The organism is Streptomyces sp. NPDC001544 (genome assembly GCF_042894285.1).
In the GTDB taxonomy this organism is placed as follows: Bacteria; Actinomycetota; Actinomycetes; order Streptomycetales; family Streptomycetaceae; genus Streptomyces.
In genome coordinates this window covers 1010195-1027655 of sequence record NZ_JBIAVN010000001.1, presented here as the reverse complement: position 1 = coordinate 1027655, position 17461 = coordinate 1010195, and the positions used below count along the sequence as shown (strand labels likewise).

General features: G+C 71.6%; 16 protein-coding genes. 8 read left to right on the top strand and 8 right to left on the bottom strand.

Annotation, left to right across the window (positions count from 1 at the left end; genetic code table 11):
* The first annotated feature begins 1 nt into the window (after position 1).
* Complete coding sequence (locus ACFY0F_RS04695) at positions 2–1816, top strand: bifunctional metallophosphatase/5'-nucleotidase (protein ID WP_388788803.1); 1815 nt, start codon at positions 2–4, stop codon at positions 1814–1816.
* A gap of 109 nt (positions 1817–1925) precedes the next feature.
* Here the strand turns inward: ACFY0F_RS04695 and ACFY0F_RS04690 are convergent, their stop codons facing one another.
* The gene (locus ACFY0F_RS04690) at positions 1926–3347 is read right to left on the bottom strand and encodes a lysine N(6)-hydroxylase/L-ornithine N(5)-oxygenase family protein (protein WP_388788801.1); all 1422 of its coding nucleotides are present in this window, start codon (positions 3345–3347) and stop codon (positions 1926–1928) included.
* A complete protein-coding gene (locus ACFY0F_RS04685) occupies positions 3344–4702 on the bottom strand; it encodes a pyridoxal phosphate-dependent decarboxylase family protein (protein WP_388788798.1) in 1359 nt (452 codons plus the stop codon). Before ACFY0F_RS04685 ends, ACFY0F_RS04690 begins: the two co-directional genes overlap by 4 nt.
* Before the next feature lie 168 nt (positions 4703–4870).
* Here ACFY0F_RS04685 and ACFY0F_RS04680 point away from each other — a divergent pair, with 168 nt between their 5' ends.
* Positions 4871–5419 (top strand): GNAT family N-acetyltransferase, encoded by a 549-nt coding sequence (locus ACFY0F_RS04680; RefSeq protein WP_388788795.1) that lies wholly within the window; start codon positions 4871–4873, stop codon positions 5417–5419.
* Between the two features lie 108 nt (positions 5420–5527).
* Here the strand turns inward: ACFY0F_RS04680 and pepN are convergent, their stop codons facing one another.
* From pepN to ACFY0F_RS04665, 3 genes are all read right to left on the bottom strand, one after another.
* Positions 5528–8029, bottom strand: a complete 2502-nt coding sequence (gene pepN / locus ACFY0F_RS04675; protein WP_388788792.1) for an aminopeptidase N — start codon at positions 8027–8029, stop codon at positions 5528–5530.
* 97 nt (positions 8030–8126) lie between these two features.
* Positions 8127–8672 (bottom strand): two-component system response regulator, encoded by a 546-nt coding sequence (locus ACFY0F_RS04670; protein WP_388788789.1) that lies wholly within the window; start codon positions 8670–8672, stop codon positions 8127–8129.
* 114 nt (positions 8673–8786) lie between these two features.
* Positions 8787–9137: a chorismate mutase gene (locus ACFY0F_RS04665; protein WP_388788787.1), complete on the bottom strand. Its 351-nt coding sequence runs from the start codon at positions 9135–9137 to the stop codon at positions 8787–8789.
* Between the two features lie 104 nt (positions 9138–9241).
* On the opposite strand from ACFY0F_RS04665, the gene ACFY0F_RS04660 reads away from it, so the two are divergent.
* Positions 9242–10123, top strand: coding sequence for a hypothetical protein (locus ACFY0F_RS04660; RefSeq protein ID WP_388788783.1), 882 nt, complete (start codon positions 9242–9244; stop codon positions 10121–10123).
* A 66-nt stretch (positions 10124–10189) separates the two neighbouring features.
* Here ACFY0F_RS04660 and ACFY0F_RS04655 read toward each other — a convergent pair whose 3' ends face one another.
* A complete protein-coding gene (locus tag ACFY0F_RS04655; protein WP_388788780.1) occupies positions 10190–11629 on the bottom strand; it encodes an MFS transporter in 1440 nt (479 codons plus the stop codon).
* Between the two features lie 118 nt (positions 11630–11747).
* Here ACFY0F_RS04655 and ACFY0F_RS04650 point away from each other — a divergent pair, with 118 nt between their 5' ends.
* A complete protein-coding gene (locus tag ACFY0F_RS04650) occupies positions 11748–12260 on the top strand; it encodes a MarR family winged helix-turn-helix transcriptional regulator (protein ID WP_388788777.1) in 513 nt (170 codons plus the stop codon).
* A 19-nt stretch (positions 12261–12279) separates the two neighbouring features.
* On the opposite strand, the gene ACFY0F_RS04645 is transcribed toward ACFY0F_RS04650, so the two are convergent.
* Together ACFY0F_RS04645 and ACFY0F_RS04640 are read right to left on the bottom strand one after the other, a co-directional pair.
* Positions 12280–13185, bottom strand: coding sequence for an SDR family oxidoreductase (locus ACFY0F_RS04645; protein WP_388788774.1), 906 nt, complete (start codon positions 13183–13185; stop codon positions 12280–12282).
* Between the two features lies 1 nt (position 13186).
* Positions 13187–13933, bottom strand: coding sequence for an SDR family oxidoreductase (locus tag ACFY0F_RS04640; RefSeq protein ID WP_388788771.1), 747 nt, complete (start codon positions 13931–13933; stop codon positions 13187–13189).
* Positions 13934–14018: 85 nt separating this feature from the next.
* On the opposite strand from ACFY0F_RS04640, the gene ACFY0F_RS04635 reads away from it, so the two are divergent.
* The 4 genes from ACFY0F_RS04635 to ACFY0F_RS04620 are packed head-to-tail and all read left to right on the top strand — an operon-like array spanning position 14019 to position 17430.
* Positions 14019–14762, top strand: a complete 744-nt coding sequence (locus tag ACFY0F_RS04635; RefSeq protein WP_388788768.1) for an enoyl-CoA hydratase family protein — start codon at positions 14019–14021, stop codon at positions 14760–14762.
* Positions 14763–15611 carry a CoA transferase subunit A gene (locus tag ACFY0F_RS04630; protein WP_388788766.1) on the top strand — a complete coding sequence of 283 codons (849 nt, stop codon included), beginning with the start codon at positions 14763–14765 and terminating at the stop codon, positions 15609–15611. It abuts the gene before it with no gap.
* The gene (locus ACFY0F_RS04625; RefSeq protein ID WP_388788763.1) at positions 15608–16351 is read left to right on the top strand and encodes a CoA-transferase subunit beta; all 744 of its coding nucleotides are present in this window, start codon (positions 15608–15610) and stop codon (positions 16349–16351) included. The genes ACFY0F_RS04630 and ACFY0F_RS04625 overlap by 4 nt, the downstream gene beginning before the upstream one ends.
* The gene (locus ACFY0F_RS04620; RefSeq protein WP_388788760.1) at positions 16351–17430 is read left to right on the top strand and encodes an NAD(P)H-dependent flavin oxidoreductase; all 1080 of its coding nucleotides are present in this window, start codon (positions 16351–16353) and stop codon (positions 17428–17430) included. Before ACFY0F_RS04625 ends, ACFY0F_RS04620 begins: the two co-directional genes overlap by 1 nt.
* The last annotated feature ends 31 nt before the right edge of the window (positions 17431–17461 follow it).

The following is a 17461-nucleotide window of genomic DNA, read 5'->3' as shown; positions in this document are numbered from 1 at the left end:
CATGCCGTTGAACCGTCGGAAGTTCCTGAAGAAGTCGGCCGCCACGGGGGCGGGAGTGGCGGTCGCCGGTGCGGCGGCGGCTCCGGCGGCCGAGGCGGCCGAGGCGGCCGAGGTGAGGAAGCCCGCGAAGCATGCCAAGCGGTATGCGCTGACCGTGATGGGCACGACCGACCTGCACGGGCACGTCTTCAACTGGGACTACTTCAAGGACGCGGAGTACTCCGACAAGGCGGGCAACGCGATGGGGCTGGCGCGTGTCTCGACCCTGGTGAACCAGGTGCGTGAGCAGAAGGGCCGCTGCAACACGTTGCTGCTGGACGCGGGCGACACGATCCAGGGCACTCCGCTGACGTACTACTACGCGAAGGTGGACCCGATCACCGCCAAGGGCGGCCCGGTGCATCCGATGGCGCAGGCGATGAACGCGATCGGGTATGACGCTGCGGCGCTGGGCAACCACGAGTTCAACTACGGCATCGAGACGCTGCGGAAGTTCGAGCAGCAGTTGCGCTTTCCGCTGCTCGGTGCGAATGCGCTGGACGCGAAGACGCTGAAGCCGGCTTTCGCGCCGTACTTCATCAAGAAGTTCCATGTGCCGGGCGCGCCGCCGGTGAAGGTGGCTGTCCTGGGTCTCACCAACCCGGGTATCGCGATCTGGGACAAGGCGTATGTGCAGGGGAAGCTGACCTTCCCGGGGTTGGAGGAGCAGGCCGCGAAGTGGGTGCCGAAGTTGCGGTCGATGGGTGCGGACGTGGTGGTGGTGTCGGCGCACAGCGGCTCTTCGGGCACCTCCTCGTACGGCGACCAGGTGCCGTATGTGGAGAACGCGGCCGCGAACGTCGCCCGGCAGGTGCCGGGGATCGACGCGATCCTGGTCGGGCATGCGCATGTGGAGATTCCGGAGCTGAAGGTCACCAATGAGGTGACGGGCCGGACGGTCGTGTTGTCGGAGCCGTTGTGCTTCGCGGAGCGCCTGTCGCTGTTCGACATCGAGTTGGTGTTCGACAAGGGGCGGTGGGAGGTGGAGTCGGTCGCGGCCTCGCTGCTGAACGCGAACTCGGTCGCCGACGATCCCAAGATCACCAAGCTGCTGACGGACGAGCACGCGAAGGTCGTGCAGTACGTCAACCAGGTCGTCGGCACCGCGACCGAGACCCTGACGACGGTCGAGGCCCGGTACAAGGACGCCGCGATCATCGACCTGATCACGAAGGTCCAGGAGGACGTGGTGAAGGCGGCCCTGGCGGGCACCGAGTACGCCTCGCTGCCGGTGATCGCGCAGGCCTCGCCGTTCTCGCGCACCTCGGAGATCCCGGCGGGCGATGTGACGATCCGGGACCTGTCGAGTCTGTACGTGTACGACAACACGCTGGTCGCGAAGCTGATGACGGGGGCGCAGATCCGGGCGTACCTGGAGTATTCGGCGGAGTACTTCGTCCAGACCGCCGCGGACGCGGTGGTGGATGTGGAGAAGCTGACCAATGCGAACGGCCGCCCGGACTACAACTACGACTATGTGTCGGGTCTGCGGTACGAGATCGATGTCGCCCAGGCGGCGGGTTCGCGGATCAGGAACCTGACCTACGACGGTGCCGCGCTGGATGACGCGCGGCAGTTCGTGCTGGCGGTGAACAACTACCGGGCCAATGGTGGTGGCGCGTTCCCGTATGTGGCGTCGGCGAAGGAGTTGTGGTCGGAGTCGACGGAGATCCGGACCCGGATCGCGGAGTGGGTGACCGCGAAGGGTGTGCTGGACCCGAAGGACTTCGCGTCGGTGGACTGGAGGCTCACGCGGAACGGCACGCCCGTGTTCTAGCGGGTGGGGGGTTTCGTGTCGGCGGCGTCGGTGGCGGTTTTCGCGCCGGCGCCGTCGGCGTGGTGGGGTCCGTCGGCGGCGTGGTGTGGTCCGTCGGCGGCCGGGTGGGTCACCGGCTGTCGATGAGGGGGACGAGGGTCGGTGCGGGCCGGCGGGTGTCGGGGAGGTGTGGTTGCCGGTCGAGGCCGAAGGTGGTGAAGGCGGTGCGGGTGGGCAGGGGGTAGGGGTCCTTGCCGGTGAGTGTGTTGAGGATGGTGGCGCTGCGCCAGGCGGCGAGGCCGAGGTCGGGGGCGCCGACGCCGTGGGTGTGGAGTCCGGCGCTCTGTACGTAGACGGCGCCGGTGACGCAGGGGTCGAGGATCATGCGGAAGTGTTCGTCGACGCGGGGGCGTTCGCGGTTGTCGCGGCGCAGGTAGGGGTCGAGGCCGGCGAGGAGGCGGTCGAGGGGGCGTTCGCGGTAGCCGGTGGCGAGGACGACGGCGTTGGTGGTGAGGCGGGACCGGGTGCCTTGCCGGGTGTGTTCAAGGTGGAGTTCGATTTTGGTGGTGGCGATGCGTCCGGCGGTGCGGACGTGGACGCCGGGGGTGAGGACGGCGTCGGGCCAGCCGCCGTGGAGGCTGCGCCGGTAGAGCTCGTCGTGGATGGCGGCGGTGGTGTCGGCGTCGATGCCTTTGTGGAGCTGCCACTGGGAGGCGACGAGTTGGTCGCGGACGGGTTCGTCGAGGGCTTGGAAGTAGCGGGTGTAGTCGGGGGTGAAGTGTTCCAGGCCGAGCTTGGAGTACTCCATGGGTGCGAAGGCTTCGGTGCGGCCGAGCCAGTGGAGTTGTTCGCGGCCGGGTGGGCGGTGGCGGAGGAGGTCGAGGAAGACTTCGGCGCCGGACTGTCCGGAGCCGACGACGGTGACGTGGCCGGCGGCGAGGAGGCGCTCGCGGTGGTCGAGGTAGTCGGCGGCGTGGATGACGGGGACGCCGGGGGCTTCGACGAGGGGCGTGAGTGGTTGGGGGATGTGGGGTTCGGTGCCGAGTCCGAGGGCGATGTTCCTGGTGTAGGTGCGGCCGAGGGTGTGGGTGTTTCCGTCGGTGTCGAGTTGGGTGTAGTCGACTTCGAAGGCGTCGCGATCGGGGTTCCAGCGGACGGCGTCGACCTGGTGGGAGAAGCGTAGTCCGGGGATGTTCTGGGATGCCCAGCGGCAGTAGGCGTCGTATTCGGTGCGCTGGATGTGGAAGCGTTCGGCGAAGTAGAAGGGGAAGAGCCGGTCGCGGGCGCGGAGGTAGTTGAGGAAGGTCCAGGGGCTGGTGGGGTCGGCGAGGGTGACGAGGTCGGCGAGGAAGGGGACCTGGACGCGGGCGTTGTCGATGAGCAGTCCGGGGTGCCAGTCGAAGCCGGGGCGTTGTTCGTAGAAGACGGTGTCGAGTTCGGCGAGTGGGTGGGCGAGGGCGGCGAGGGAGAGGTTGAACGGTCCGATGCCGATGCCGACGAGGTCGCGTGGTGGTTCGGGTTCGTCGCGTGGGGGGTTGGGCGTCGGGCTCATCGGGAGGTGGTTCCTTCCACGAGTTTCAGGAGGCGGGTGAGGTCGTCGGGTCTGGTGTGGGGGTTGAGGAGGGTGGCCTTGAGCCAGAGGCGGCCGTCCATGCGGGCCCGGCCGAGGACGGCCCGGCCGTCGTGCAGGAGGGTGCGGCGTACGTCGGCGACGGCGTCGTCGGTGGCGTGTTGGGGCCGGAACAGGACGGTGCTGATGGCGGGCCGGTCGTAGAGTTCGAAGCCGGGGTGGTCCTGGACGAGGGCGGCGAAGTGCCGGGCGTGGGCGCAGACCTGGTCGACGAGGGCGCCGAGGCCGGTGCGGCCGAGGGTTTTGAGGGTGGCGGCGATTTTGAGGATGTCGGGGCGTCGGGTGGTGCGCAGGGAGCGGCCGAGCAGGTCGGGGTGGCCGGCTTCGGTGTCGTCGTCGGCGTTGAGGTAGTCGGCGCGCTGGTGGAGGGGGGTGAGGTCGCGGGGGCGGGCGACGGCGAGGAGTCCGGCGGCGATGGGTTGCCAGCCGAGTTTGTGCAGGTCGAGGGTGACGGTGTGGGCGGCTTCGAGTCCGGCGAGTTTTTCCCGGTGGCGTTCGCTGAAGACGAGGCTGCCGCCGTAGGCGGCGTCGATGTGGAGGCGGGCGCCGTGGGCGGCGCACAGGCCGGCGATCTCGGGGAGCGGGTCGATGAGTCCGGCGTCGGTGGTGCCGGCGGTGGCGGCGACGGTGAGGGGACGTGGCAGGCGGGTGAGGGCTTCGTCGAGGGCGGCGGGGTCGAGGGTGCCGGCCGGTGCGGGGATGATGACGGGGTCGGGGAGGCCGAGCAGCCAGGCGGCGCGGGGCAGGGAGTGGTGGGCGCTCGCCGCGCAGACGAGCCGGGTGCTGCCGCCGTGTGCTTCGCGGGCGAGGAGCAGGGCGAGTTGGTTGGCCTCGGTGCCGCCGGTGGTGACGAGGGCGTCGGCGAGGCCGATTTCGTGGGCGAGGGCGCGGGTGACGAGGTTTTCGAGGGCGGAGGCGGCCGGGGCCTGGTCCCAGGAGTCGAGGGAGGGGTTGAGGGTGCTGGCGGCGAGGTCGGCGGCGGTGGCGACGGCGAGGGGTGGGCAGTGCAGGTGGGCGGTGCACAGGGGGTCGGCGGGGTCGGCGGAGCCTTCGGCGAGGGCGTGGACGAGGGTGTGCAGGGCGTCGGGGTCGCCGTTGTGGGGCAGGACGTCGCCCACGGTGTCGGCGATGCGGGCGGCGACGGTTTCCGGGCCGCCTTCGGGCAGGGGGCCGCCGCGTGCGCGGTTGCCTTCGCGCAGGGCGTCGAGGACGGTGTCGAGCAGCGGCCGCAGGGCTGCGGGGCCGTCGGGTCCTGAGGCGAGGGGCGGCATGCTCATGGGCTCTCCTCCGGGCGCGGGCGAGGGTGCGTCCGCGGCTGTGGTTCCAGCTTGTACGGGGAGGGGGCGGCGCGCCCGGGAAGCCCGGCGATCTCAACCCGAAAGTGGGTACTCGCGTGCGGGGAAAGTGTGTTGGGTGAGTGCCGGAGGGTGGGTAGTTTTCCTCGGATGACTGATACGTGGATGGTGGACGTGCCCGGTGAGCGGGTGGTGGTCCGGGAGCCGGTGCCGGCGGACGAGGGGCCGCTGCTGGCCTTGTTCGATGCGTGTGAGGACTGGTTCGTGGCGGCGACCGGGCTGCCGTCGGCGCCGGGTGATGTGCAGAGTCTGTTCTACGGGCTGCCGGAGGGGGCGCGGCCTGAGGACAAGGTGCTCCTGGTGGTGGAGCGGGACGGGGTGGTGACGGGGCTCGTGGACGCGGTGCGGGACCATCCGGAGCCCGGTGCCGTGTCGGTGGGGATGTTCCTGCTGGCGCCGTGGGCGCGTGGCCGGGGGCTGGGCCGGGCGGTGGCCGGTTCGCTGCTGGAGCGTGCGGAGGGTGTCTCCCGGGTGCGGGCGACGGTGCCGCCGGGCTGGCGGCCGGGTGAGTGTTTCCTCGAGCGGCTCGGTTTCGTGCTGGAGGAGGAGTCGGCGTTGGGTCCGGAGGTCGGCAACCGGCGGGCGGGTCCGCGGGAACGGAGTGTGCGGCGGGCCGAGTTGCGCGTCGGCGGGGGCTGACGCGAACCGCGCCGCCCGGCCGGTCGTGCTCGGGGCTGTGGTGGGCCTGGAGCGACGACCGGTCCATGGCGTCGTCGGCGGGGAGGGGGCGTGGCCCGCTCGCCGGTGTCAGGGCTGGTTGTGGGCCTGGCGTACGCGCAGTGCCCGGGCCAGGTCGTCGAGTTCGTCGGCGAGTTTGCGGCGCAGGGCGGTGACGGGGGCGGCGTCGCGCAGGCAGGCCTCGCCGAGGCTGAGGTTCTCGGTGTCGACGGCGTGGGCGGGGAAGGCGACGCGGCCGGCGGCGACGGCGATGGCGGGTCCGCGGCGGGCGGCGACGGCGACGGCGTCCTCGTAGTAGCGGGGCAAGTACTCCCGTACGAGGTCGGCTTGTTCGGGCTGCCAGAAGCCCTGGGCGGTGGCCGCGAAGAGGTAGTTGGAGAGGTTGTCGTCGGTGAACATCTGTTCCCAGGCGCGGCGCTTGGTGTCCGGGTCGGGCAGGGCGGCCCGGCAGCGGGCGGCGCCTTCCTGGCCGCTGGCGCTCGGGTCGCGTTCGAGTTCGGCGGCGATGGCGGTGTCGTCGGTGGCGCCGAGGACGGCGAGCCGGCCCAGGATGCGCCAGCGCAGTTCGGGGTCGAGTTCCGGTCCGCCGGGCACGGTGCCGTCGGCGAGCCAGGCGGCGATGGTGTCGGGGTGGGCGGCGACGTCGATGAAGTGGCGTACGGCGATCAGGCGCAGGTCGGGGTGGTCGCCGTCCTCGGTGCGGCGGATGAGGTCGCGGCACAGTGCGGTGAGGGTGGTGAGGGCGGCGGGCCGTTCCTCGGGTGTCAGGTAGCGGTCGGCGATGTGGGTGTGGGCGAAGTCCAGTACGGCCTGGACGAGGGCGAGGTCGGTCTCGTGCGGGAGGTGGGCGCGGGCGGTGTCCAGGTAGGCGGTGGGCGGGAGTTCGCCGTCGCGGACCGTGTCCCTGAGGGCGTTCCACACCACGGCCCGGGTGAGCGGGTCGGGCAGGCCGGACAGGTGCTCTCGTACGGCCTGGAAGGAGTCGGGGTCGAAGCGGATCTTGGCGTAGGTCAGGTCGCCGTCGTTGAGGACGAGCAGTGCGGGGTGTTTGCCGAGGGACTGCGGGGTGGTCTGCGGGACGTCGATGTCGATGCGTTCGCGCAGGGTGAGCCGGCCGTCGTCGCCGAGGTCCTGGTCGTAGAGGCCGGCGGTGATGCGGTGGGGGCGGCTGCCGGCGTGTTCCACGGTGAGGGTGCAGGTGCCGTCGGCGGTGGTGAGGCGTGGGGTGAGGGTGTCGACGCCGGTGGTGCGCAGCCAGGCGTCGGCCCAGGCGTGGACGTCGCGTTCGGTGGTGGCGGCGAGGGAGTCGATGAAGTCGGCGAGGGTGGCGTTGGCGAACTTGTGGCGGGCGAAGTGGGTGTTGATGCCGGCCAGGAAGTCCTTCTCGCCGAGCCAGGCGACGAGCTGGCGCAGGGCGGAGGCGCCCTTGGCGTAGGAGATGCCGTCGAAGTTGAGGAGGGCGGCGGCGGTGTCGTCGACGGCTTCGGGGGCGACGGGGTGGGTGGAGGGACGTTGGTCGGCGTCGTAGCCCCAGGATTTGCGGACGACGCCGAATTCGACCCAGGGTTCGGTGAAGCGGGTGGCTTCGAGGGTGGTCTGGTAGCCCATGAACTCGGCGAAGGACTCGTTGAGCCAGATGTCGTCCCACCATTTGAGGGTGACGAGGTCGCCGAACCACATGTGGGCCATCTCGTGGGCGATGACCATGGCGCGGGTCTGCCGTTCGGTGTCGGTGACGGCGGAGCGGTAGACGAACTTGTCGGCGAAGGTGACGAGTCCGGGGTTCTCCATGGCGCCGGCGTTGAATTCGGGGACGAACGCCTGGTCGTAGGAGTCGAAGGGGTAGGGCTCGTCGAACTTCTCGTGGTAGCGGTCGAAGCACGCGCGCGTGACGTCGAGGATCTCGTCGGCGTCGGCGTCGAGGTGGGGGGCGAGGGAGCGGCGGCAGTGGATGCCGAAGGGCAGGCCGCGGTGTTCGGTGCGTACGGAGTGGAAGGGGCCGGCGGCGACGGCGACGAGGTAGGTGGACAGTGCGGGGGTGGGGGCGGCCTGCCAGCGGCCGTCGTCCAGGCGTTCGGTGATGCTGTTGGTGAGGACGGTCCAGCCTTCGGGGGCCTTCACGGTCAGTTCGAAGACGGCTTTGAGGTCGGGCTGGTCGAAGGCGGCGAAGATGCGCTGCACGTCGTCGAGGAAGCCCTGGGTGTAGACGTAGGTCTCGCCGTCGGTGGGGTCGGTGAAGCGGTGCATTCCCTCGCCGGTGCGGGAGTAGCGCATCTGTGCGTCGATGCGCAGTTCGTGCTCACCGGGGGTGAGGTCTTTGAGGGGGAGCCGGTTCTGGTCGAGGGTTTCCGGGTCGAGGGGCTGTCCGTCGAGGGTGACGGAGCGCAGTTCGGCGGGCTTGATCTCGACGAAGGTGTCCACGGTGGCGCTGTCCGACCGCACGGTGAACCGGATGGCGGTGTGCGAGTCGAAGGCCTCGTCGCCTGTGGTCAGGTCGAGGTCGATGGTGTAGCGGTGGACGTCGAGGATCTGGGCACGTGTCTGCGCTTCGTCGCGCGTCAGTACGGACATGCACGACATGCTGCCTGATGTCGTCGGGACGGCACAGGGGCGGATCGGTACGCGGCGTATGTCCGGTCTGCTCCGGGGCGTTGGGGTGTGCGCCGGGTCAGGGTCGTTCGTGCGTCGCGCCGGTGCGGTGCGCGTCGCGCCGGGGCGCCCCGTGGGTGTCGGGGTGGGGCGGGGAGGGGGGCGGGGTGTGGTCCTGGGCCTGGGCGGGGCCTTTGACGAGGGCGCGTAGGTCGCGGATCTCCTGTTCCAGTGCGAGCCGGCGTTGGTGGGTGTCGTAGAGGTAGCGGACCTTGGTGCGCAGGGCCCAGGGGTCGACGGGTTTGAGGACGAGGTCGGCGACGCCGAGGGCGAAGGCGGTGGCGGTGAGTTCCTGGTCGGGGCCGAAGCCGGTGAGCAGGATGACCGGTATGTGCTGGGTCTGTTCGAGGCGGCGCAGATAGCGGACGACGTCCAGGCCGCTGACGCCGGGCATGCGCACGTCGAGCAGCAGGAGGCCGACCTGGCCGCGCAGCACCTGCTTGAGTGCCTCGTCGCCGCTGGTGGCGCGGCCGAGCCGGTAGCCCAGCGGGGCCAGCGCGCTCTCCAGGGCGTACAGCGTGTCCTTGTGGTCGTCGACGATGAGGATCTTGGCATCCGACAGCATGGCCCGACGTCCCTCCCGCGTGGACATCCAGCTTACGTCCGGGCACTGACAGCGGGTGCCCGCCGATTGACGATGCGTGCGCGCCGGCGGTCCGCCGGGGCCTGCGGTCGGTGGTCAGCCGGCGTTGGATGCCTGGTGGTTGACGGTGTCCTCGGCGATGCGTTCGTGGTGCCTGATGACTTCGGCGATGATGAAGTTGAGGAACTTCTCGGCGAACGCCGGGTCGAGCTTCGCGTTCTCGGCGAGGCTGCGCAGGCGGGCGATCTGGCGGGCCTCGCGGTCGGGGTCGGCCGGCGGCAGCTGGTGGACGGCCTTGAGCCGACCCACTTGCTGGGTGGCCTTGAAGCGCTCGGCGAGCATGTGGACGACGGCCGCGTCGATGTTGTCGATGCTGTCCCGCAGTCGCTCGAGTTCCTCGCGGACGGACGGGTCGACGGCACCGGTACCGGTGTTGCTGGTGGTCATGGATGTCCACCCTAAGGGGCGAGGGTGTCTTCGTCGGCGGGCGCTGTGCCGCGGGTCCCCGCATAGAGTGGAGGGGAGGCCCGAACGTCTTTGGGGGTACGGACGTGGCGAACGGCGGACCGGTCGAGCACGGCTACCCACATCTGGAGACGGTGCGGGCCGCCGTCACCGCGCTGTACAGGCGTCTGTCGTGCGACACGGTCCAGACCTTCGCCACCTCGGTGGCCCCGGCGGACGTGGCCTTCTGCGACACCGACGACCTGTATCTGGGGGCGCATCGCGTGGCCCGTGAGCTGGTGCGGCACTTCCGGTTGCCGGATGCCCGGCTGATCGTGGGCTTTCGCGAGATGACGCATGCGGCGAACGTCGAACTCGCGGCGGGGCCGGAGTACTTCGTGGAGCTGAACGACCGCTTCCGCACCCATCGCAGGGACATCGGCGCGGCGCTCGCCCATGAGGTGACGCACGTCTATCTGCACCGTCTGGACCTGTCCTTCCCGAGCACGGCGGAGAACGAGATCCTCACGGACACCGCGGCGACGTATCTGGGGGCGGGCTGGCTGCTGCTGGACGCCTACCGGGAGGACGCCGCCTCCTCGCAGAAGCTGGGCTACCTCACGCCGGAGGAGTTCGGTTATGTGCTGGCCAAGCGAGCCCTGGTCTTTCACGAGGATCCCTCGGTGTGGTTCACCAGCCCGCAGGCGTACACGGCGTATGTGAAGGGCATGGCCCGGGCTCGCCGGGACGAGCAGCAGCCGCCGTTGACCGCGGCCGGCTGGGCGGGGCGGCGCCGTTACGCGCGGGACCGCCGTCACGGCCCAGGTGCCGAGCCCGGCCTCCCCTACGCGTTCTCCCCCGACGGCGGCGGCCGGCTGCGTGTGTCCTTCCCCTGCCCGACGTGCCACCAGCGGATCCGGGTGCCGGTACGGGGGCGGGTGCGGGCGCGGTGCTCGTTGTGCCGGACGGTGCTGGAGTGCGACACGTAGGAACGGCGGGGGGCGGGATCCGTGGTGCGGATCCCGCCCCCGCGGTGGCGCCGTGCGGCGCTCGTGTCATCCCTCGTGGTCCGTCACGGCCCGCCGGGGCAGTGCGGCGCACAGGGCGGCGCACACCAGGAACCCTCCGGTCACCCAGGGCATCGCGGTTTCGAGGGCATCGGTCAGTCCGTGGTCGGCGTGGTCGAAGAACACCGTTCCGACCACCGCCGCACCGAGTGCGCCACCGAACTGCTGGGCCGTGGAGAAGATCCCGGAGGCTCCGCCGGCGAGTTCGCCGGGCACCGCGGACAGCACCACGTTCACCAGCGGCACCACGAGGAAGCCGAGGCCGGCCCCGGCGACGACCAGTCCGGGCGCCAGCGGCCAGGCCCCGGTGTGCACGGCGGCGGCACGGTCGACGGCTGCCCACACCCAGCCGAAGCCGCCCGCCATGAGCAGCGCGCCGGCTCCGAGCACGCTCCGCCCGTACTTCACGGCGAGCACGTCGGCGGCGGGCGCGGTCAGGAAGCTGCCGACGGAGAAGGCCACGGTCACCACGCCGGCCTGCAGCGGTGTGTAGCCCTCGCCGCCCTGCAGCCAGATGGCGAAGACGAGGAAGAAGCCCTGCATGCCGAGGGAGAACAGCAGCTGGACCAGGACGCCGACGGAGAAGGCGGGCAGCCGGAAGACCCGTGCGGGCAGCAGCGGCACGGTCCGAGCCCGGCGGCGCCGCGCCTCGTACACCCCGAGTCCGGCGACCGCGGCCGTGCCGGCGGTGAGGCAGGCCCAGCCCCACAGCGGCCAGCCGTTCTCCCGGCCCTGCACCAGCGGCAGCACGATCGCCACCAGACCGGCGGCCAGGACCAGGCTGCCCAGTACGTCCGGGCGTCCCGCCGACCGTTCCCGGGTGGCCGGCACCAGCAGCAGTCCGGCGGCGAAGGTGGCGAGCGCCACCGGCACGTTCACCAGGAACACCGACCGCCAGCCCCAGCCGAACAGGTCGGCGTCGGTGAGCAGTCCGCCGAGCAGCAGCCCGACCGCCGAGGCGAATCCGGCGACGGCACCGTACATCCCGAAGGCGGCCCCGCGTTCCTTGCCCTGGAACAGGGTGCGGAAGGAACCGATCACCTGCGGCACCAGCACCGCCGCCATCACGCCCTGCACCGCCCGGGCGGCGATGAGCTGGCCGGGCGACTGCGCCGCCCCGCAGGCCAGGCTCGCCAGTCCGAAGCCCGCCGTACCGGCGAGGAAGAGTGCCCGGCGTCCGAAGCGGTCCCCGAGGTGGCCGCACACGATCAGGGCGGCGGCGAATCCGAGGAGGTAGGCGGAGACCAGCCATTGCAGGTCGCTCGGGGAGGCGTGCAGGTCGTGGCCGATGGACGGGATCGCGACGTTCACGATGGTCACGTCCATGAGGTCCATCAGCGCCGCGATCATCATCACGACGGCGGCGGCCCAGCGGTGGGGGTGGGGCTCCGCCGTGGCGGGCGGGGATGGGGCGAGAGCTGCGGACATGGGTGTCTCCCGTTGGATCCGGATTTATTTCGTTCGACCGAACGAAAGACTGGCACGGACGGGAGCGCCTCCGCAAGTACTTAGTTCGACCGAACGAAATTGTTGGTAGCCTGGACACATGACCGGCACACAGGACAAGGCGGGCGGGTGGCCCGAGGCGGACGCGCGGGCCGAGGCGGACGCGCGGGCCGAGACGCTGCGGCGGCTGATGGACGTGGGGCGCGCGCACAGCGCCGTCACGATCATGTTCCATTCGGCGGTCGCCGCGAAGCAGGGGCTGAACGCCACTGAGACGAAGACCCTCGACTACCTGCAGCGCAAGGGCCCGCTCACCGCGAAGGACCTCGCGGAGCTGACCGGCCTGGCGCCCGCCTCCGTCACCGGGCTGGTGGACCGCCTGGAGAGCAAGGGGTTCGTCCGCAGGGTCGGACACCCCACGGACAAACGCCGGGTGCTCGTCGAGCTGAACAAGGAGAAACTCACCGAACTGGCCGCGTTCTTCGAGGACTGGGCGCGCGACGTCGTCGAGGCGTGCGAGGCGTTCAGCACGGAGGAACTGAACACCGTGATCCGTTTCCTCGGGATCATGAGCGAGCGGCAGCAGGCGGCCGCCGCCCGGCTGACCGGCTGAGCCCCGCCCCGGTAGGTCGCTACGCCCCGTACACCGCCCCCGGAACCTCCGCCTCCGCCAGCAGCTTCAGTGCCGCCTCCCCCGCCTCGGCCGGCGTCCACCGCGCACCCTTGTCGGCGGTCGGGCCCGGCCGCCAGCCCTCCATGACGGTGATGCGGCCGCCCTCCGTCTCGAAGACCCGGCCGGTCACGCCGGCGGACGCGGCCGAGCCCAGCCAGACCACCAGCGGGGAGACGTTCCCGGGGGCCATGGCGTCGAAGCCGGTGCCCGGGGCCGCCATGGTCTCGGCGAAGGTGCGTTCCGTCATGCGCGTGCGGGCCGCCGGGGCGATGGCGTTGACCTGCACCCCGTACCTGCGCAGCTCGGCCGCCGCGACCAGGGTGAGACCCACGATCCCCGCCTTGGCGGCGCTGTAGTTCCCCTGCCCGACCGAGCCGAGCAGTCCCGCGCCGCTGCTGGTGTTGACGACCCGGGCGGCCGGCGTCCGCCCCGCCTTGGCCTCGGCCCGCCAGTGCGCGGCGGCGTGCTTCAGCGGCAGGAAGTGCCCCTTGAGATGGACGCGGAGAACGGCGTCCCAGTCGTCCTCGTCGAGGTTGACCAGCATGCGGTCGCGCAGGAATCCGGCGTTGTTGACGAGGGTGTCGAGACGGCGGTACGTCCGCACAGCGGTCCTGATCAGCGAGGCGGCCCCCTCGGTGGTCGCGATGTCGCCGCCGTGGGCCACCGCCTCGCCGCCCGCCGCCCGGATCTCGTCCACGACGGCCCCGGCGGGACTGTCCGGTCCCGGCAGGCCGTCGAGACCGACACCGAGGTCGTTGACGACGACCCGGGCTCCCTCGGCGGCGAAGGCGAGCGCGTGGGCCCGGCCGAGTCCGCGCCCGGCTCCGGTGACGACGACGACCCGGCCCGTGCAGATTCCGCTCATCTCAGTCCTCCTTGTTGGCGGTTGCCGCGTCCAGGAAGGCCGGCCGCTCTCCGCCCCCGTGTACGAGGAGGCTCGCCCCGCTGATGTAGCGGGCCGCGTCGGAGGCGAGGAAGACGGCGGCGGCGCCGACGTCGGACGGGGCGGCGAGGCGTCCGAGCGGGACGGTGCGGGAGACGGCTTCGATTCCGTCCTGGCCGCCGTAGTGCAGGTGGGCCAGCTCGGTGCGGACCATGCCCACGACCAGAGTGTTGACCCGGACCTCCGGCGCCCATTCCACCGCCATCGACCTGGCCAGGTTCTCCAGCCCTGCCTTGGCCGCGCCGTAGGCGGCGGAGCCCGGGGAGGGACGGCTGCCGCTGACGCTGCCGATCATCACCACCGTCCCCCGGCTCCTCTTCAGGTGTTCGTACGCGGCGAGGGAGGCGGTCAGCGGGGTGACGAGGTTCAGTTCGATCACCCGGGCGTGCCGCTCGGCGTCCGCGTCGGCGAGCGGCCGGTAGGGGGTGCCGCCCGCGTTGTTGACGAGCACGTCGACGCGGGGCAGGGCGTCGAAGAAGGCGCGTACGGCGGGCGGGTCGCGGAGGTCGAGCGGGGCGAAGCCGACGCCGCCGAGGGGTGGTTCGGGCGGTCGGCGGGCACAGGCCAGCACCTGGGCACCGGCCTCGGCGAAGGCCCGGGCGATCCCGGCCCCGACGCCCCGTGTACCGCCCGTGACGACGACGGTCCGGCCGCGCAGCGAGTTATCCACAGGGCCTCCCGCTTGTCCGAGCCGACTGCTAGCTTCGAAGCCTCACACCTAACAAATGTTTGGTGGAAAGGTAGCTGATGTACCCATGAGTGTCTCCACCTCGTCCCCGGAAAAGGGGATCGCGGTCGTCACGGTCGACGCCCCGCCGGTGAACGCGCTGCCGGTTCGCGGCTGGTTCGCGCTGGCGGAAGCGGTGCGCGCGGCCGGACGCGACCCCGGGACCCGGTGCGTGGTGCTGACCGCGCGGGGCCGGGGCTTCAACGCGGGGGTGGACATCAAGGAGATACAGGCGGACGGGAACGGCGCCCTGCTCGGTGCCAACCGGGGCTGCGCGGAGGCCTTCGCGGCGGTGTACGAGTGCGAGACCCCGGTGGTGGCGGCGGTGCACGGCTTCTGTCTGGGCGGTGGGATAGGCCTGGTGGGCAACGCGGACGCGATCGTGGCGAGCGAGGACGCCGTCTTCGGGCTGCCCGAGCTGGACCGGGGCGCGCTGGGCGCGGCCACCCATCTGGCCCGTCTGGTCCCGCCGCATCTGATGCGGACGCTGTACTACACCTCGCGCACGGCGAGCGCTGCCGAGCTGCACGCCCACGGCTCGGTGTGGCGGGTCGTACCGCGCGAGGAACTGCGCGCGGCCGCACTGGAGCTGGCACGGGAGATCGCCGCCAAGGACGGTCGGCTGCTGCGTCTGGCCAAGGCCGCCATCAACGGGATCGACCCCGTCGACGTGCGCCGCAGCTACCGCTTCGAGCAGGGCTTCACCTTCGAGGCCGCCCTGAGCGGCGTGGCCGACCGGGTCCGTGACACGTTCGGGAAGGAGGGGGCGTAGGTGAAGGACAAGACGATGACCGCCGACGAGGTCGTCTCGCGGCTGGAGAGCGGCATGACCCTCGGCATCGGCGGCTGGGGGTCCCGTCGCAAACCGATGACCCTGGTCAGGGCTCTGCTGCGGTCCGGGATCGGTGACCTCACCGTCGTCTCGTACGGCGGCCCGGACGTCGGGATGCTGGCCGCCGCCGGACGGATCCGCAAGCTGGTCGCCGCCTTCGTCACGCTGGACTCCGTCCCGCTCGAACCGCACTACCGGGCGGCGCGCGAGCGGGGGGACTTCGAGCTGACGGAGGTCGACGAGGGGATGTTCATGTGGGGACTGCGGGCGGCCGCGAACCGGCTGCCCTTCCTGCCGGTGCGGGCCGGGATCGGCTCGGACGTGATGCGGGTCAACCCCGGCCTGCGGACGGTGACGTCGCCGTACGAGGACGGGGAGACGTTCGTGGCGATGCCCGCCCTGCGGCTGGACGCGGCCCTGGTCCACGTCAACCGCGCCGACCGGCTGGGCAACGGGCAGTACCTGGGCCCGGACCCGTACTTCGACGACCTCTTCTGCGAGGCGGCGGACACGGCCTACGTCAGTTGCGAGCAGATCGTGGACACGGCCGAGCTGACGAAGGCGGCGGCGCCGCAGTCGCTGCTGGTGAAGCGACATGTGGTGACCGGTGTCGTGGAGGCGCCCAACGGCGCGCACTTCACCTCTTGCGCCCCCGAGTACGGGCGGGACGAGGCGTTCCAGAGGGCGTATGCGGCCACGCCGTGGCCGGAGTTCGCCGAGCGGTTCCTCGGCGGCGACGAGGAGACGTACCGGTCGGCGGTGCGCACCTGGCAGGGGGAGCGGCGATGAGTGGGCCGACCCGCGCCGAGTACTGCGTGATCGCCTGCGCCGACGCCTGGCGCGGCTCCGGGGAGATCCTGGCCAGCCCGATGGGTCTGATCCCGTCGCTGGGGGCGCGGCTGGCCCGGCTCACCTTCGCGCCGGACCTGCTGCTGACCGACGGCGAGGCACTGCTCGTCCGGCCGGACGGTACCCCCGAGGGCTGGCTGCCCTACCGGCAGCACCTGACCCTGGTGGCCGGCGGACGACGGCACGTGATGATGGGGGCGAGCCAGATCGACCGCTTCGGCAATCAGAACATCTCGTGCATCGGGGACTGGGCGAGACCCCGGCGGCAACTGCTCGGCGTGCGCGGGGCGCCGCTCAACACGCTGAACAACCCGACGAGTTACTGGATACCCAGGCACTCCCGCCGGGTCTTCGTGGAGAGGGTCGACATGGTGTGCGGGGTGGGGTACGACCGTGCCGCGGGGCATCCCGGCACGGCCCGCCACCACCGCATCCCACGGGTCGTGTCCGATCTCGGCGTGTTCGACTTCGCCACGCCCGACCACTCGATGCGGCTGGCCTCCGTGCACCCGGGTGTGGGCGTCACGCAGGTCGTGGAGGCGACGGGCTTCGCGCTGGAGGTGCCTGACGAGGTGCCGGCCACGCGGGAGCCGACGGGTGAGGAGCTGCGCCTGATCCGCGAGGTGCTCGATCCGGACGGCGCCCGGGCGCGGGAGGTGCCCGAGGGGGTGAGGGACTGATGGAGACCGCGCTCACCCGGCTGGTCGGGGTCCGGCACCCGGTCGTGCAGACGGGGATGGGCTGGGTGGCGGGCCCGCGTCTGGTCTCGGCGGTGGCGAACGCGGGCGCCCTGGGCATCCTGGCCTCGGCGACGATGACCCTCGACCGGTTGCGCGCGGCGGTACGCGAGGTCGCCGCGCGCACGGACGCGCCGTTCGGGGTGAACCTCCGGGCGGACGCGGGCGACGCCGGCGACCGGGTCCGTCTGATCATCGACGAGGGGGTCCGGGTGGCGTCCTTCGCTCTGGCCCCCTCCCGTGAGCTGATCACCGAGCTGAAGGAGGCCGGTGTGGTCGTGATCCCGTCCGTCGGGGCGCGGCGGCACGCGGAGAAGGTAGCGGCCTGGGGGGCGGACGCGGTGATCGTGCAGGGCGGCGAGGGCGGCGGGCACACCGGCGAGGTGGCGACCAGCGTGCTGCTGCCCCAGGTGGTGGACGCGGTGCGGATACCGGTCGTGGCGGCGGGCGGCTTCTTCGACGGGCGGGGCCTGGTGGCGGCGCTGGCGTACGGGGCGGCGGGGGTGGCGATGGGCACGCGGTTCCTGCTGACCTCGGACTCGACGGTGCCGGACGCGGTGAAGGCGCGCTACCTGGCGGCGACGGTGAAGGACGTCACGGTCACCCGGGCCGTCGACGGACTGCCGCACCGCATGCTGCGCACGGAGCTGGTGGACGCCCTGGAACGGTCCGGCCGTGCCCGCGCGCTGCTGCACGCCGTCCGGCACGCGGCCGGGTTCCGGCGGCTGTCCGGGCTCACCTGGCGGCGGATGGTGCGCGACGGCATCGCCCTCAAGCACGGCAAGGACCTGTCGTGGAGTCAGGTGCTGCTGGCGGCCAACACGCCCATGCTGCTCCGATCGGCGATGGTGGACGGGCGTACGGACCTCGGGGTGATGGCCGCGGGACAGGTGGCGGGGGTGATCGGGGATCTGCCGTCGTGTGCGGAGCTGGTGGAGGGGGTGATGGCGCAAGCCGGGGAGGTCATCGGCGAGTTGGCGGCGGCCCCGGGCGGGTGGGTGGATGCCGCAATGCCCGGATGACGCGGTCGGTCGGGGAGCCCTGGCGGCGGAC